The sequence below is a fragment of the Pedobacter sp. B4419 genome (assembly GCF_059693725.1).
Genome location: NZ_JCASSL010000002.1, coordinates 1 through 15,638, shown reverse-complemented (window position 1 = coordinate 15,638; position 15,638 = coordinate 1). Strand labels below are relative to the sequence as shown.

The window sequence follows — 15,638 nt, the reverse complement described above, 5'->3', positions numbered from 1 at the left end:
TCGGGAAATTATTTCTCGATCAAATTTAGAACAGACTCAACTGGCTTTTGGGAATCTTAAATTGGCTGCTGTCCAAATGGATTTGTTCCTGGTTTAATCCGTTTAATCTGCAGTGCAGTTTAAAGGTATCTCTAATCATTTGGGCAAAATTGCCTTCTCCGCGCATGCGCATGCCAAATCGGCTGTCGTTTACACCGCCACTATGGCAACTCTGAATGGCATGCCACACTTTTTCAAAACGATCGGGGAAATTCTTTTGGAGCCAGTCCTCAAAAATGCTGCTGATGGCCCCGTTGAGCCGAACCACCGTATAGCCTGCAGATTTGGCGCCGTTATCGGCAACGGCCTTTAAAATAGCAGGCATTTCGTGGTTGTTTAATCCTGGAATCATCGGGGCGACCATTGAGCCGGTTGGCAAGCCGACTTTGCTGAGCTCTTCGATAATTTTGAGGCGCTGTTTGGCCGTAGTGGTGCGCGGTTCGAGCTTGAGCCGCAGTTTTTCGTTTAAACTGGTAATAGAAACAAAGACCATGGCTAAGTTCAGTTTGGCCATTTCCTGTAAAATATCAATATCTCTCAAGATGAGGGAATTTTTGGTAATCATAGATATCGGTTGCTTGTATTCTAGCGCGATCTCCAGCAGCTGCCGGGTTAACCTGAACTTGCGTTCGGCAGGCTGGTAGCAATCGGTATTGCCCGAAAGGGAAATTGGGTAGGCATCCCATGATTTTTTCTCCAGGAATTTTTTGAACAGTTCTGGCGCATCTTTTTTGACAATGATTTTTCTTTCAAAATCCAGCCCTGCGCTAAAGCCCCAATATTCATGAGAATTACGTGCATAACAATAAATGCAGCCATGCTCGCAACCTTGGTAGGGATTAAGCGAGTAGGCCATGCCTACATCTGGACTTTCTACTTTGTTTACTACAGATTTGGAGGTGCCAATAATGAAGCTGGTTTTTTCATTGGTCTCTTCCCAGTCGTCTATCGCCTCCACATGTGCCTTGCTTAATGAATTTTTAAGAAATTTATTAACTGTGTTGATTTGGGCGCCACGGCCATTTAGGTAATCGTCTTTGTTTTCTTCTCCGCTAATCATATTTAAAATTACTAAAAATATTAGCAAAATTAAATTATTGTTTTCAACATGAATGGGTGAATAAATTTGAGTTGTAGGCGAAGGACAATAGCAAAAGCAATGAAAAAGTCTTTTTGATGTTGAAAAGCAAATGCAGTATTTTATGGCGAATGCAGTCCCGCTTTTTGCTTTACTGAGCCTCATGCTTCGGCTCTGTGTTCGCTACAATCGGGTTTAGGAAATAGTGGCCGCTGTTGCTAGGCTGGTTTCGTTAACTTGAATCCCCTTCAAAGGGGGGCAAATATTTCTCGAGCTTAGGGTTGGGGTGGCATCCTTTTTTCGTTCAAGGCAAAAAGATAGAAGGGAAAGCTAGGCTGGCTTTAGGCTAGCAGAAGCATTTGTGCTTTAGAGCTACTTCCTGTTCCTTCTTCCTCTGAAAGGGAGCAAATAATTCGTCATGCTAAACCTGATCCAACATTTATGTATGGCTTTTTATTCCTTTTTGATAGTAGAGATGTAATCCATGGGAACCAAGTCGGCTATTTTTTCATAGGCCCAATAACCTTTATATAGCATGCTTCGCGGATCAACCGTACCTCCATTGGCATAAAAACGCACTGGTGGCTCTAGCATGCTGATGATGGATATCTGATAGTTGGGCATATCCATGGGCCTGTTTTGTCTGTTTCCAGAAAAATCGTATTCTGCCGTTTCGCGCTCGTTTTTATAGATGATGTACAACTCGTCTTTAAAGTTCATTGTTTTAATATCGTTGTTGTAGGTTTTTACCAAGGTATCTATCAATACGTCGGCTCGGTTCAGAATGCTCATGGTTTGTGGTTCGCGCCTTTGTTTGAGCCAGTAAGAAAGCGAATCGCCACTGGTAAAAGTAAGTGCCCGGGTGAGGCCGTTTTGTCCGGCGGTTAGCCTTTTGATATTGGCATTGATCAGGCTATCAGGTTTGCGGTTGGGGTTAGGCATGGGAATCAGCTTATTGATTACAAAACCCTCTTCGGCCACTTTATTATGGTACAGAGCCTTGAAGAAATGCTGTGCAGAACCATTATAGGCAATTTCTCTGGCCTGTTGCCATTTCTTTTGCTTGGATTTGCTGCCTTTCATCTCTTCAAAATAGGGGTGACCGGCATAGAAAATAATCTTGGTCTTGTAATTCCATTCAAAATATTCCAATAAATATTTGAGCCTGTAGCCCAGTGCCTTGTTTTCGATGATCAAAAACTCGTTGGTCCGAACGGTGAGCATCCCGTTTTCTTTGTCGTCGTTAATAATCAGCACATCGGTATTCAATATTTTGCACTGCGCAGCATTTGGCGATTTGCCGATAAAAAAGTCCTTGAACAATGCAATATGGGCCATCCGGTTGGGATCTGGCTTAATTACCACTTCTTTGAGCATTACGGTATTTTCTTGTAGCAAGGCCTCTATGCTTACCGATTTATCAGAAATGACGACATTTTTCGAAAAAGGCAGGTAGCCGATCATCTGTACCAGAACATCATAGCTGCCTGGCGCCAGATTAGGGATTGCAAACTTGCCATCGTTATTGGTTACGGTAGAAATCTTATAGCCACTAATGTAAACAGCAGCGCCGGGTAATGTTTCTTTATTGTCTTTTACGGTTCCACTAATGGTATAAGTTTTTTGGGCAAAAACACAGCTAAAGCAACTGATGAACAGGATCAAACTAAGCAGGGACTTTCTAATCATAAACGTAAATATAACTAATATTTTAGGTGCTTAAAATAAAAATGAATGTGTTCATATTTAATCAGGTAACATTTTAATGTCTTTTTTTGATGCTCAATTCCCTTACATTACAGCTACAAGGTAAAAAGCAAAGCGATTGGCAACAATGGCAATGATACAGGTGGTTTAATCCAAGCTACTACGGTGCATTATAATTCACAAAAATTGATGCCACCCAATAATGTAATTGCTTTGGCACAAACAGAAGGCATTGCTTTGTCTTAGAACAACCTGCTGGGTATTCCATTAACCAAGGTTAGGATTTATAAGGGCAAGGCAAACGGCGAGTTGCAATTGCTCAAAGAGTTGAGTGCCAGTGAGAAAAATTATACCGATGCAACAACTGAAACAGGCACCACCTATTTCTATACCATTAGCATTGTCGATTCGCGAGGCAAAGAAAGCATACAAACAGAACCTTTGGTTGTAAGGAGCAGATAGCTAAGTCTTAGCCCAATAATTCTCTAGCGTTTTGCATGGCCGATTCGCCTGGGTTTTTGCCACTCAGCATTTCGGCAATGGCAGCAATTCTTTCTTGAGGGGTTAGTTTACGAATGCCGGTGGTTGTTTTATCACTGGCTTCGTTTTTATATACGAAATAGTGGGATTCGCCTTTGGCTGCAATCTGTGGCAAGTGCGTAATAGAAAGCACCTGCATATTTTGGCCTAAATCGGCAATAACTTCACCCACTTTTAAAGCGGTTTCTCCAGAAATTCCTGTATCGATCTCATCAAAAATCAAAGTTGGCAATGAAGTGTGTTTGGCCAATAAAGCCTTAATGGCCAACATCAGCCTAGAAAGCTCTCCACCAGAGGCAATTTTATTTACAGGACCAGGGGCTTGTCCGGCATTGGCCGTAAAGAGCAAGGCAATTGCATCAAGTCCATCTTTATTGAGCTCCTCAAGCGCTTGCTGACTTAGGGCCAGTTTTGCATTGGGCATACCCACAAGTTTTAGGGTTTTGGTCGTTTCGGTTTCAACAAGCTGAATAGCCTTTTTCCTATTTTGGCTTAACTCCTTGGCCTGTTTTTGAAGGGTAGCGGTCAATTGCTCAATGTCTTTTTTCAAACCTTCAATTTGTTCATCAGAAGAAAGCAATTGGTTCAGGTTGTTTTCCAATTCCTGCTGAATGGCTAATAATTCGGCATTGCTGGCTACCCTGTGTTTCTGTTGCAAACCGTAAAGCACGTCTAAACGTTGCTGTACCTGCTCCAGTCTTTCGGCACTATGCAAAGTATTTTCTTCAATCGTTGTTGTTTCTGCCGCAATATCTTTCAACTCTATAATGCTCGATTTGAGACGCTCATAAAGGGCGTTAATGGCAGGATCATATTTTTCTACATGGCCTAGCTGCAAAGATGCTTCTTTCAGCAGTTCCAAGGCATTGCCTTCGTTTTCAGTTAAGAGGGCGGTAGTTGTAAGCAAGCTCCTTTTAATGCCCTCTGCATGGTTTAAGCGTTCCAGTTCCTGTTCCAATTCTTCCTGCTCATCGGCTTTCAGCTGGGCCTGTTCCAATTCATTAAACAGAAACTGCTCATAATCTTGTTTGCTGCGGGCTTCGTTGGCATTTTTGATAAGCTCCTTCAGCTGCTGTTGGGTTTGCTTCAGCTGTTTAAAACCAGTTCTATAGCTTGTCAAAAGCGAAGCATGATTGGCCAATGAGTCTACAATCAACAACTGAAAATCTGCATCATTGATTTCTTGGGTGGCATGCTGGGAATGGATGTCGATCAGCGCTTCGCCAATCTGTTTTAAAATGCCCAGGTTAACAGGCGTATCGTTTACAAAAGCCCTCGATTTTCCATCAATCGAAATTTCCCTGCGCAAAATGCTTTCCTTAAAAAAGTCGAGGTCGTTTTCTTCAAACAAGCCTTTCAGTTTTTCATCACCCAATAAAAAAGTGCCTTCTATTACGCATTTCTTATCCTGGTTAAAAAAATACCTGCTTTCTGCCCGTTGGCCCAAAATGAGCGATAGGGCCCCTAAAATAATAGACTTTCCAGCACCGGTTTCGCCAGTGATAATGTTTAATCCCTTGTCAAATTCGATGTCGAGGCTGTCAATCAGCGCGTAATTGCGTATAGAAAGTTTTTGTAGCATACCGTTGCTAAATTAAGCAAAAGCCTGTGGTTTTCAAGAAACCACAGGCTTTTAATTCAAAAGAAACGATTTGGAAATAGGCTTACTTTTCGTTCATGATTTTGCTTACATATTCAACCCATTTGTAGGTTGGAACGCTCCTGTCTATAAAATAATCAGGCTGTATGCCTTTGGCATCAATGGTAAAATCGGGAATCCTCATACTCCTGGTCAACGAATAGCCCAATTCAAATTCCTTGCATGGAGAATCTACAAAATACATATTCGAAATGTCGAGCACGCCAAAAGTAGTGGTGCCAAACAGTTTTACTTTTCTGCTTTGCTTGGCCGCCAGCAAAAACTGCTCGTCTGTACTTCCATTGCCACCGTTAATAATGATGCCTACATTTTTAGGATAAATTCCGGCAGGCTTTACGGTATCGATCCCTACAACAGACGATTGAAGATTTACAAACTTGCCCAGTTGCTTATTCAGTTTTTCGTATGATTCTTTTGCCCACTTTTTATCCTCTTCGCTAAAGCCATATTCGGCTTTGTTAATGAAATCGAGCATTCTTTGGTTGTTCAGCTTGGTAGAAAGATACTCAACGCCAACCGTGCGAATCGGATTGGTGTAGATTAACGGAAGCAGGCTGTTGTAACTATTGTCGCTACCACCAGTTCCGCTCCTGATATCGATAATCAGGTTAGGGGTTTTGATTATCCTTGCCTTGTTGGCCTTAACCACGCTGTCGATCGCTTTTTTCTGTTCAGGCTGGAAAGAAGGAATTCTCAAATAAAGGGTAGTGGCATTCAATTGCTCCAAATAGGGCTTTCTGGCACTTAACAGTTTGAAATAAGCCGTATATATTTTTTCGTCCTGCAACTCTGGATAAGAACGTTTCAGGGAGAAATTGCCAATTTGCAAGTTGTTCTTTCCCATTAAGCTAATGCTTGACGATTTGATGGCCGAGTGGTCCCTTACATAAAAAACCGTGCTGGTAGAATCCGCTCCCGGAGTAATTTTAAGCTTCACCTGTCCCTTGGTCCAACTTGTTGCTCCAGATTCGATAATAAAACCAACATACTCGTTGTTTATCTTTTTGATGCCGACCTTGTAGGGCGGCGTTTCCCAAATCCCTTCGTAGTCCGTTTCCTTTTTGTTTTTTAGGTAAGTTTTAAAACTTTCCAGGTCTACAGCTACGGTTTCCCAATCTGGAAATTGCTTTTCTTGCACGGCTGGGGCAGGAGCGGCGGTGTTGCCTTGGTTTTTCAGTCTAATGGCGATATGGCCAGAACGGAAAAAGGTGAGCCATTCGTATAAAATAGGAGTACAATCCATTAGCGTATTGGCGGCTTTGATTTTGGCCAATATCCTTTTGTTGTGGTCTTCGTAGGCTTGTTTGCCTTTGCTGTCGATTACATATTTAAAGCCGGCATCGTTTTCTTCGAAGGTCTTTTTTACCCATTCGAAATTGGTTTCGCAATTGCAGGTTTGTGCGCTAGCCAAATTACCAGTGAATAAGGCCAAAATTAAGAGGAAATAGAATTTTGTCATTTGAGTTAATAGTTATAGAAATTGCCTTAAAGACGTAAGTGCTTTGTAAAGGTTGCACCATTAACTAAATTAATAAAAAAGCCTATTATTTTGTTACAAACATCAGATTTGTAGTGTTTTTAAGACCAACTAAAGGCTTATTATTAACAGTTGTTTTTGGAAAGCAAAGACAGCATTTCAACTAATAGTTAGTCCCGCTATCCTTCCAAGTCCTCGCTTCGTGCCTCAGCTCCGGGCTTTTCATACTATCGGGTTTAGAAACAACGGTTTTTGCAAATGGGTTGCTTGCACTGCCAAAGTAAATAGCCCAGATTGGAGCGGCATCCTTTTTTGCCTTTTGGGGCAAAAAAGATATAGCGTAAAGCCGGACTGCCTTTAATCTGTGAGAAAGGTGTTGCGCTTCTAAATAAATGTTGCTTTGTACACTTTGTCTTTATCGATTACATAACTTTATTGGTGAAGAACACCAACAAGAGCGGAGGAGTTATATCAATTACCGTTTGCCTTTTTATAGGCTTCCACATCCCACTTCATTTGAAAGCTCTTTTCGAGGTATTCGGCCAAGGGTTGCAGACCCATTGCTTTTCTTCTCTGGTCTACACCATCAGGATCGGCTAGGGGCTGCAGGCTTTTCTCGCCGGTTTTGGCGTCAACCTTAAGCTGGCTGCCATAAATTTGTTTTTTGCCCTGCCTTAGCGCCACCCGGTCTTCTAAAATAGCCAAGTTGCTAGATAAGATGCGTCCGTCTTTTTCAGCCTGCCTAATCATGGGCAGGTATTTCTCCTGCATGGGCAGGTTGGCATGTTGGATCACCAAGAACAAGGCCTGACTGGCGTTAAAGCCAACATCCTGTGGCCCCAGCCATCCATGTTTGACCAATATGCGCTCTACAAAAAGCTGATTGAGCGAATCGGTTTTTTTCCATTTGGCCAACATGGCTTTCCCCTCGGGCGAATCTTGTTGCTTGGCTGCGCTTATTTTGCTATAGGCATAACGAATGTCTTGATCTTCCTTATAAATCGAATCCAATTGTTTGGAAAGGGCTAGGTTAAACTTGCTGCTGTCGATGTTAAAAGAAGTAACCTGTGCTTTGGTGGCCATTGCCGAGCAAAGCAGTAGTGAAAATAAAATGGTCTGCAGTTTCATTGTTATGATTGTTTTGTTGGAGCGGTTGATCAATTTCTTTTGCCAAAAATAAACTCGGTTTATGGTAATACACAACATTTAGGGCGAAGGTATTGCATAAAGCTTGTCAAAAAGAGCCTATAAAAAAGGCAGGAAAATCCTGCCCTTAATTGTTTGTTTGGTTTGATACTTAACTCAATTTGTTAAAAGAAGCGCCAGTTGTGACGCTCTTTAGGTTTTATTTGTGCTCTGTTTTCGTGTCGTATTTGATGGTACCTTCCATTTTGAAGGTATTGCTTTTGAATGCGTCATTAAATTTGATGGTAACTGGGGCAGCTTCAAACTTAAAAGTATTTTTAGTGTCGATCACGATTGGCTGTGTGGCTGTATAAGCAAAGTAAGTATCAAAAGCTTTGGTGTTAGGCAAAAATGATAGGTCTACCGCATTATTGCTGTCGAACAATAAGAAAGCTTTATCGCTTTTAATACCTTGCTTTTTTTTCAGTTCTTCTATATCGTTCTCGTATTTTTTTCTCAGCTCTTTATACTCTGGCGACTCCTGCAGTTTTTTGTATTGCTCAATTTTTTCTTTCCATTCTGGAGAGTTGAATTGTTTTTTAAGCTCTTCGCCATTTTTTCTGATGGCGTCCATTTGTGCTTTCCACTCGGGCGAGTTGAATTTTTTCCTCATCTCCTCGCTTTGCTTTTTAACATTGGCCATTTGCTCTTTCCACTCTGTTGAGTTGAACTTTGCCCTCAATTCTTCGCTTTGTTTCCTGAGATCTTCCTGTTGTTTCTTCCATTCAGGCGAGTTGAATTGCTTTCTGATTTCTTCGCTGTTTTTTCTCACGGCTTCCATCTGGGCTTTCCATTCTGGAGAACTGAATTTAGCCCTCAATTCTTCGCTTTGCTTCCTAATATCTTCCTGTTGTTTTTTCCATTCTGGCGAGTTGAATTGCTTTCTGATTTCTTCGCTGTTTTTCCTCACGGCTTCCATTTGGGCTTTCCACTCAGGCGAATTGAATTTTTTTCTGATCTCTTCGCCTTGTTTCCTGATGGCTTCCTGCTGTTTTTTCCAATCGGCAGAGTGGAAGTAGGCGAATGACGAATCGCCTTCTAAACCATTGATGTAAATGCGCGATCTCAAGCTGTCTGGCAGTTCTTTAATTGAATGGTATTCTTTTTTCTTGCCGTTTTCATCAACGGTGATGATCATTTTAACGGTTTTTCTTTTCGATTTGGTAGTGTCGGTATCCGAACACACCTTTAAATGGCTGTTTAGGCTTTTGCCTTCGGTAGCTACTACCCGCACGCTAATCAGCGCTCTGGCTTTTTTGGTTTTGGCAGCTACAGATTTGCTTGGGTTCATCCAGGCCAAAGATACTACGGTTGCAATGGCTAAGGTAAGGATGAAAAACTGCTGTTTGGCATTGATATAATTGGTCTTCATAGCGGTTATTCGTTTAATACGTTGATACAAATGTTGATTATTGCCCGTAGCCGCAAGTGCTAGCGAAGGCGATTGTTTGTCTTTTAACAGCTCAAGCTTTAAGAGGGCATGGGCATAAGTTATCGGACTGCCTGTGAAATTAACCACCAAGTCATCGCAGGCATGTTCTCTTTCTATGTGTATGAATTTGGTGGTAAGCCATACAAACGGATTGAAGAACAATAAGGTTTCTATAAAGGTTTTGGCCAGGTTGATCAGGTAGTCGTTTCTGCGGATATGAGAAAGTTCATGGATCAGGATGGCTTCTACTTGTTGTGCATCTAATTGGGTAGCCAAGGCAATCGGAAACAATACTACTGGCTTAAAGAAACCAATAACTAATGGTACGTTTACCCTCGACGATAGGTAGAACTGGACTTTTTTCTTGATTTTTAATTGAGCCAAGGTCAGTTCGAATATAGCTTTCCAGGTTGCTGGTACTGCATCTACACTTGCTTCTTTAAGCTTTTTCAGTTTGGTGTAACTTGATGAAAGTACAACCAGTTGAAAAAAGATGCCGATGATGTAAACAACAACTACAATTGGAAAATAGGCTTCGGTTTTAACGTTGATGCTATTGCCTAGGCCTGTTAAACGTTGGTAAACATCAGGCGAAATAACGATGTTTTTTACCGCCGGACCTGTGCTTGGCCACTCGAAAATAGAACCAAAAGTGAAACAAAAGCTTGCAAAGATCAAAAACAGCGAGCCGAAAGCCAGGTTATGCTTAATACGCGCACTCATTTTTGGCCAAATCATTAATACTGCAAATAATAAGGCATAAATGATGGCGCCTTGCCATAAAGAGTGGAGAATGCTCCAGCCAATTGCCTTAACGAGATTGTTTATGATAGCTTCCATAGCCTATTTGTTTTCGAGTTTGCTTAAATATTCTTTAATCAAATCTATCTCCTCCTTGCTCGCGGTCTTGTTACCTAGTGCCTGCATTACCAAACGGGCTGCAGAACCGTTAAATACATTGTCGATCATTTTGTTCACCAGCTGCTGCTGGGTTTTCTCGCGGTTGATCAACGCCCTGTAGATATGTGTTTTTGAACTGGTGTCACGGTCAACCAAACCTTTTTCATGCATAATCTGCATTAATTTAAGGGTGGTGGTATAGCCCGAATCCTTTTTGTCCAAGGCCTCGTGAACCTCGCGTACCGTGCAGTGGCCTTTTTGCCAAAGCACCTGTAGGATTTCCATTTCGCCTTCTGTTGGTTTGATGTTGTTGCTGCTCATTTTGTTACACTACGAATTTTTTCGTATTCAAATGTACGAACATATTCGTATAATCAAAATGTTTTAACAAAATTTTAACAAAAAAAAATTAAAAAAGCCCTTAAAGTGTATTTAAAGGCTTTGGATTTCTTTAGAAGAGAATGGCTACTTGCCTTTTAGCGCTTCGTATTTGCCAATATTTGCCGGATCGATTTCGCTCAAAAGATTATAGGCTTTGATCTTGTCTTGAGGCAGGCAGTTAGAAAGGACATTGGTAATTTCTTCGGCTTTGCTGGCAAAATATACGTTGGGGAATATCGAACCCAATTTTTGCTTGTCCATTTGTTGCAGGGCAGGCAGTAAGGCGATAATGGCTTTGGCGCCATCGGGCACGTTGTCCTGCAATTTATCAAGGCCATTGCGATGGTAATCGTAGATAAATACCCTTAACTCCTTAAACACGTTGTTTAGCAGGTTTTCGTTTAGCCAATAGCGGTTGCGCAAGCCATCAAAGGCTTTCCAGCCCTTGCTGCCCGAAGTTTGGGCCACGTTCAATACATTTTGTGCCTTTAAGTACATTGGCGTGCCATTTAACCTGCTAAAACTATCCCGGTCTAAACCGATAATGGTATAGGCATAATAGCCCAAGAGTGAGCTGAGGTTGCCAATGAAATTCTGATCGGAAAAATCCAAAGATTGTCCGTCGTTATAGTTAAAGTCAAAATCCTTGTCGCTAATGTTAAGCAGGGTGCTGGTGTAGGAACTGGCAAAAACTGGCCTGCTCGATTGGATCTGGGCCTCGGCGCTGTAGCCGGCACTGCCATCCCAATTGGTAACCGTAATTACAAAATTGCATTCGATCCTTTCCTGTGGCAGGTAGGTTTCGCTGGTCCATTTGTTGTTGTTCAAAAAATCGCGAATGGTATTTTGCAACAGCTCCAGGTTCTTTTTATTGATGTTGGAAATATTCGGAGCCAACACTTGTACGCGTGCATTGAGCTCTTGCGCCTGTACCCAGGTGCCCAGCATCATTAAAAGAACAACAGCGATAATTTTCTTCATTACTTCAGCAATTTGATAATTTGTGCACAAATGTCTTTGGCCACTTCGGTTTTAGATTTGGTTTCGAAACTGATCTTGTCCAAATTTTTATGGAAGATAGTAATTTTATTGGTAGCGATTTTAAAACCGGCACCTTTATCATTGAGCGAATTTAATACAATAAAATCTAAATTCTTTTTCGCCAGCTTTTCTTTGGCATAAGCTTCTTCCTGATCGGTTTCTAAGGCAAAGCCCACCAATAACTGACGTTCTTGTTTGAGTTTGCCCAGTTGCGCCAGTATATCCGTTGTTTTTTTGAGTTGGATGCTAAAGCCTTCGTCCTTCTTCTTTATTTTTTGTGTGGCTACGTCGATAGGCGTATAATCTGCAACGGCAGCACTCATAACGGTGATGTCGCTTTCGGCAAAATGAGCCAGGCAGGTTTCCAGCATATCGGCAGCACTTACTACATCGATGCGTTGCAAGGGAGCATTGGTCTGCTCGGCAGTTGGACCTGCAATAAGGGTTACGTTGGCGCCCAAGGCTGCCATTTCGTTGGCCAGGGCAAATCCCATTTTTCCAGAAGAGTGGTTGCCGATAAAACGGACCGGATCAATGGCTTCGTAAGTTGGACCCGCAGTAACCATTACTTTTTTTCCAAGCAGGGGTAGGTTGTTCCTGATTTCTTCGTTCAGAAAGGCCACAATCTCCTCGGGCTCTGCCATGCGTCCTTCGCCATAAAGTCCGCTAGCCAATTCGCCTTTGTTTGGTGCAATAATGGTGTTGCCAAACTCTTTTAGTCGGGCAATGTTTTCTTGGGTGCTTTCGTGCTTCCACATATCAAGGTCCATAGCTGGCGCTAAAAACACAGGACATTTGGCCGAAAGGTAAACAGCAGTAAGCAGGTTGTCGCAAAGCCCATTAGCCATTTTTCCGATGGTGTTGGCGCTGGCAGGAGCAATAATCATATAGTCGGCCCAAAGACCAAGTTCTACGTGGTTGCTCCAAACGCCGGTTTCGGCTTCGAAATATTGGGTATAAACAGGATTTTTAGAAAGCGTTGCCAATGTAAGGGGCGTAATAAAATTACTGGCATCGGCTGTAAGAATAACCTTGACGTTTGCGCCAGCTTTGATAAGTGCTCTTACCAGCAGGGCCGATTTGTAGGCGGCAATACTGCCACAAACGCCAAGGATAATGTTTTTGTTGCTAAGCATAGTACCTTTGTGCAATTACAAGGTGCAAGTTACGCAAAGCCTTTATTATTTTTGCTCTTTTGAGGGATTTCTGTGGTAAACTTTACCATTCAAGAACTCGTCGATTGCGATCAAGCTAGGCTTAGGCAAACGCTCGTAGTGCTTGCTGATTTCGATCTGCTCTCTGTTCTCAAAAATTTCTTCCAGGTTGTCGTTAGATGAAGCAAACTCGGCCAATTTACCGTGAAGCTCTTCTTTCATATTGTTAGAAATCTGATTAGCTCTTTTAGAAATAACCACTAGAGACTCATAGATGTTATCTGTAGCTCTGTCTAAATCGTGCACATTTCTTGTTACCGTTGTGTTCGGTATGGCCGGTTTTGGTGTATTCATTATGATTTGTTTTTAATATCGATTTTATTATTTGTACTGTCTTTGCGTTTTTCGCTTTTCTTTTCTAACGCATTGAATTTAGCTATTGCAGCCGCTTCTTCGGCGATGGCTTTCTTGGCACCAACAATGCCCGCTTCGCTATCGTCTTTCAATTGCTTCACTTCTTTTGCGTATTTGCTGTTCGGGTAAGCCTCTATAAATTCGTTGTAATAGCCAATTGCTTCGTTAAAACGATCTTCCTGTCTTTGAGGAATACTGTTTTTGGCATACATGTATTGTGACTTTACAATTAACAGGTTCATTTCTTCGGCAAATTTAATGTCGGGAAACTCAATCTGTGCATTTTTCAAGGCAATTACCGCCGATTTATAATTGCTGATGTCATATCCTCCCAAATCGTAAAACAATTTGGCATTGTCAAAAGCCTTGGTTTCTAGTTTGTTACGCAAGTTGGCGATGTATTGTGCTGCCTGCGTCGCGCGATCGCTCTTTGGATACAAGTTGATGAACAATTGTAATGCATCGATTGCTTTGTAGGTATTCTCTTGGTCTAATGAAGATTTTGGAGAATCCAAATAGTAGCAATAAGCGCCCATATAGCGACACTCTTCAGCGTTTTTACTTGCGGGATAAGTATCTGCAAATTCTTTGAACTTATAGCGTGCCGTAGTATAGTCTTTTAAGCGATATAGCGTAAAAGCATAGTAATAGTTCAAGTCTTCGGCCTCTGCAGTACCCCTGTATTTCTGGGCCAAACCCTCGAATAAAATGAGGGCTTTAGAGTAGTCCTTTTTGTTATATAGCCTGATCCCTTCTTGGTATTTTCGGCCCACATCGTTACTTAAACGCAATTTTTCAAAACTGCTTTTGCAACCGGCGGTACCTAATAAAAGGGCAGTAAAACTTAAAATGAGTAGGTGTTTAATTTTAAACATTTTGCAAAGATAATCAATAATATAAATAACATCAATAAAAAACAAATCTCTGCTAAGCTATACAAAGGAAACAGCATGCTGAAATGCTTAACAAATTTTAACATTTATCAGTTCATTGGCCGATTAGAAGGTTGGTTCATTGGTCAGCTGAAAACTATTGGCGCATTTATATTTTATACCACACGATCATCAACTATGGACTATTGTCGACAATGTACCGACCTTAACAGTCAGGATTCGGATGCTATCCTCAATTTGGTATAAGCGATACCTTCAATTGATGCCAAGGCTACAGCCAGTTCTAGGCTTACCTATATATATGTAGCAATCCGGCCGTTGCCAGTGTAGATGCCAACGTAGCTCTACTGGTTTTGTAAACGGAGAAAACATACTATAATATATATAGGTGTTAGCTTGCAGGTTTAGGCCAAAACATGAGGCATTGTTGCTGATGGTAAAAGCATGCTTGCTTTTATAGCAACTGGTTGATTGGCGCCGATGCCATGGCGGGAAGCTTAAGTCGAGCAACCGGTGAAAACTCGAGAACCTATGCCATTACTCAGGGCACGCTTAATGCAGGAAATAATTATACTACAATATATATAATATATAGGTACTAATTTACTATTGCAAAGGCAATGCTAATCGTATTGCCATCAATCACGGTGCTTTGGTTAAGCATTGCCAATAGAGGTAGCCAAAGTATGAGTTGTAGCGTAGAATTAAACGAGGATTGCCAGACGCTAACCGCAACAAATATCCTTTAGCCAAATGGTGATGGTGTTAAGGATGCCTGGGTAGTTAGTAATATAGATATGTATCCGAACAACCAAGTAAAGATATTTGATAAGGCAGGACGGATACTATATACTAAAGAAAGGATACGACAACAGTTGGGATGGAATCCTTAACGGAAGCTTTTTGAAGCAGATGCTTATTATGGTATGATCGATTATGGTACGAGCAAGCTTAATTAAAAGGCTTTATTAACCCTGATTAGGCAGTAACTGTTTTAGATGATTTAATTTTTCTCTAACATTTACAGCGAGTTAGCAGTTCCAAACAACTAATTACTATAAATTGTTTTGCAAACATGAAAAACTTTTCTACTTTTGCATCCCGCTTCGGAAGGAAGGGGACACGGTTAAAAGGCAGAAAAGAGAAGAAATAGAGCGAGAAAAGCCTAAACCATTGAAAGACAGAAAGGGAAAATAAATTTTAAAATTTATTTTCGGGAAACGAAAAACTTTTCTACCTTTGCAACCCGCTTCGGAAGGAACGGAAAGCCCGAAAGGGCGATGCTGAAAGGCCGGAAGGAAAGAGAAAAAAAATAAAATTTTTTTCTTGGAAATTAAAAAGAAGTTTCTACCTTTGCAGTCCCAAACAAAAGGGAGCTTAATTACGGATGTAACGAAAGCACAAACAAGATTGAAGTAAGCGAGAAGAATTGAGGAACATTAAGACCGATACGAAACAAGCTTAAAGATATAAAATGACCGCCGAGAGGTGAGGTCGAGAAGTTCTTAAAAGAGATATCAAATGTAGCGCAAGCGAGGTATAAAAGTACTAATCAAAGTACATGATACAAGTAGCTTGAATTTTAAGTCTAAATCCAACAGACAAATTTTATTAACAAAGACTAGTGTTAACATTAGTTAACTTAGTCAGGAAAACAAACTTTACAATGGAGAGTTTGATCCTGGCTCAGGATGAACGCTAGCGGCAGGCCTAATACATGCAAGTCGAGGGGTATAG

General features: G+C 41.3%; 13 protein-coding genes, 1 rRNA gene and 1 pseudogene. 4 read left to right on the top strand and 11 right to left on the bottom strand.

Annotated features, from left to right (window positions below):
• Positions 1-25 precede the first annotated feature (25 nt).
• The gene (locus AC570H_RS11675; RefSeq protein WP_497354962.1) at positions 26-1,099 is read right to left on the bottom strand and encodes a PA0069 family radical SAM protein; all 1,074 of its coding nucleotides are present in this window, start codon (positions 1,097-1,099) and stop codon (positions 26-28) included.
• Positions 1,100-1,570: 471 nt separating this feature from the next.
• Positions 1,571-2,806: a carboxypeptidase-like regulatory domain-containing protein gene (locus tag AC570H_RS11670; RefSeq protein WP_497354960.1), complete on the bottom strand. Its 1,236-nt coding sequence runs from the start codon at positions 2,804-2,806 to the stop codon at positions 1,571-1,573.
• 327 nt (positions 2,807-3,133) lie between these two features.
• Between AC570H_RS11670 and AC570H_RS11665 the strand changes: the two genes are divergently transcribed.
• Positions 3,134-3,286 (top strand): hypothetical protein, encoded by a 153-nt coding sequence (locus AC570H_RS11665; RefSeq protein WP_497354958.1) that lies wholly within the window; start codon positions 3,134-3,136, stop codon positions 3,284-3,286.
• A gap of 7 nt (positions 3,287-3,293) precedes the next feature.
• Here the strand turns inward: AC570H_RS11665 and recN are convergent, their stop codons facing one another.
• The 9 genes from recN to AC570H_RS11620 all read right to left on the bottom strand — a co-directional run bounded on the left by recN (position 3,294) and on the right by AC570H_RS11620 (position 13,883).
• Positions 3,294-4,946: a DNA repair protein RecN gene (gene recN, locus AC570H_RS11660; RefSeq protein WP_497354956.1), complete on the bottom strand. Its 1,653-nt coding sequence runs from the start codon at positions 4,944-4,946 to the stop codon at positions 3,294-3,296.
• A gap of 82 nt (positions 4,947-5,028) precedes the next feature.
• Positions 5,029-6,483 (bottom strand): S41 family peptidase, encoded by a 1,455-nt coding sequence (locus tag AC570H_RS11655; RefSeq protein ID WP_497354954.1) that lies wholly within the window; start codon positions 6,481-6,483, stop codon positions 5,029-5,031.
• 489 nt (positions 6,484-6,972) lie between these two features.
• Positions 6,973-7,629 carry a DUF6624 domain-containing protein gene (locus AC570H_RS11650; RefSeq protein ID WP_497354952.1) on the bottom strand — a complete coding sequence of 219 codons (657 nt, stop codon included), beginning with the start codon at positions 7,627-7,629 and terminating at the stop codon, positions 6,973-6,975.
• Between the two features lie 217 nt (positions 7,630-7,846).
• On the bottom strand, positions 7,847-9,958 hold the full coding sequence (locus tag AC570H_RS11645) for a M56 family metallopeptidase (RefSeq protein ID WP_497354950.1): 2,112 nt from the start codon (positions 9,956-9,958) through the stop codon (positions 7,847-7,849).
• Between the two features lie 3 nt (positions 9,959-9,961).
• Positions 9,962-10,339, bottom strand: coding sequence for a BlaI/MecI/CopY family transcriptional regulator (locus AC570H_RS11640; RefSeq protein ID WP_497354948.1), 378 nt, complete (start codon positions 10,337-10,339; stop codon positions 9,962-9,964).
• Positions 10,340-10,483: 144 nt separating this feature from the next.
• Positions 10,484-11,380, bottom strand: a complete 897-nt coding sequence (gene porD / locus AC570H_RS11635; protein WP_497354946.1) for a type IX secretion system protein PorD — start codon at positions 11,378-11,380, stop codon at positions 10,484-10,486.
• A complete protein-coding gene (coaBC, locus tag AC570H_RS11630) occupies positions 11,380-12,576 on the bottom strand; it encodes a bifunctional phosphopantothenoylcysteine decarboxylase/phosphopantothenate--cysteine ligase CoaBC (RefSeq protein ID WP_497354944.1) in 1,197 nt (398 codons plus the stop codon). The genes porD and coaBC overlap by 1 nt, the downstream gene beginning before the upstream one ends.
• 45 nt (positions 12,577-12,621) lie before the next feature.
• Positions 12,622-12,948: a DNA-directed RNA polymerase subunit omega gene (locus tag AC570H_RS11625; protein ID WP_497354942.1), complete on the bottom strand. Its 327-nt coding sequence runs from the start codon at positions 12,946-12,948 to the stop codon at positions 12,622-12,624.
• Positions 12,948-13,883: an outer membrane protein assembly factor BamD gene (locus AC570H_RS11620; protein ID WP_497354940.1), complete on the bottom strand. Its 936-nt coding sequence runs from the start codon at positions 13,881-13,883 to the stop codon at positions 12,948-12,950. Before AC570H_RS11620 ends, AC570H_RS11625 begins: the two co-directional genes overlap by 1 nt.
• Positions 13,884-14,368: 485 nt before the next feature.
• On the opposite strand from AC570H_RS11620, the gene AC570H_RS11615 reads away from it, so the two are divergent.
• The 3 genes and pseudogenes from AC570H_RS11615 to AC570H_RS11605 all read left to right on the top strand — a co-directional run.
• Positions 14,369-14,503, top strand: coding sequence for an MBG domain-containing protein (locus tag AC570H_RS11615; RefSeq protein ID WP_497354938.1), 135 nt, complete (start codon positions 14,369-14,371; stop codon positions 14,501-14,503).
• Between the two features lie 159 nt (positions 14,504-14,662).
• Positions 14,663-14,794, top strand: a pseudogene (locus tag AC570H_RS11610) (T9SS type B sorting domain-containing protein); the annotation flags it as partial.
• 770 nt (positions 14,795-15,564) lie between these two features.
• Positions 15,565-15,638: ribosomal RNA gene (locus AC570H_RS11605) — 16S ribosomal RNA — on the top strand; the annotation flags it as partial.

Excerpts from the sequence above, each read along its gene's own strand:
- AC570H_RS11675 (WP_497354962.1), bottom strand. The coding sequence starts at position 1,099 with ATGATTAGCGGAGAAGAAAACAAAGACGATTACCTAAATGGCCGTGGC.
- AC570H_RS11670 (WP_497354960.1), bottom strand. The coding sequence starts at position 2,806 with ATGATTAGAAAGTCCCTGCTTAGTTTGATCCTGTTCATCAGTTGCTTT.
- recN (WP_497354956.1), bottom strand. The coding sequence starts at position 4,946 with ATGCTACAAAAACTTTCTATACGCAATTACGCGCTGATTGACAGCCTC.
- AC570H_RS11655 (WP_497354954.1), bottom strand. The coding sequence starts at position 6,483 with ATGACAAAATTCTATTTCCTCTTAATTTTGGCCTTATTCACTGGTAAT.
- AC570H_RS11650 (WP_497354952.1), bottom strand. The coding sequence starts at position 7,629 with ATGAAACTGCAGACCATTTTATTTTCACTACTGCTTTGCTCGGCAATG.
- AC570H_RS11645 (WP_497354950.1), bottom strand. The coding sequence starts at position 9,958 with ATGGAAGCTATCATAAACAATCTCGTTAAGGCAATTGGCTGGAGCATT.
- AC570H_RS11640 (WP_497354948.1), bottom strand. The coding sequence starts at position 10,339 with ATGAGCAGCAACAACATCAAACCAACAGAAGGCGAAATGGAAATCCTA.
- porD (WP_497354946.1), bottom strand. The coding sequence starts at position 11,380 with ATGAAGAAAATTATCGCTGTTGTTCTTTTAATGATGCTGGGCACCTGG.
- coaBC (WP_497354944.1), bottom strand. The coding sequence starts at position 12,576 with ATGCTTAGCAACAAAAACATTATCCTTGGCGTTTGTGGCAGTATTGCC.
- AC570H_RS11625 (WP_497354942.1), bottom strand. The coding sequence starts at position 12,948 with ATGAATACACCAAAACCGGCCATACCGAACACAACGGTAACAAGAAAT.
- AC570H_RS11620 (WP_497354940.1), bottom strand. The coding sequence starts at position 13,883 with ATGTTTAAAATTAAACACCTACTCATTTTAAGTTTTACTGCCCTTTTA.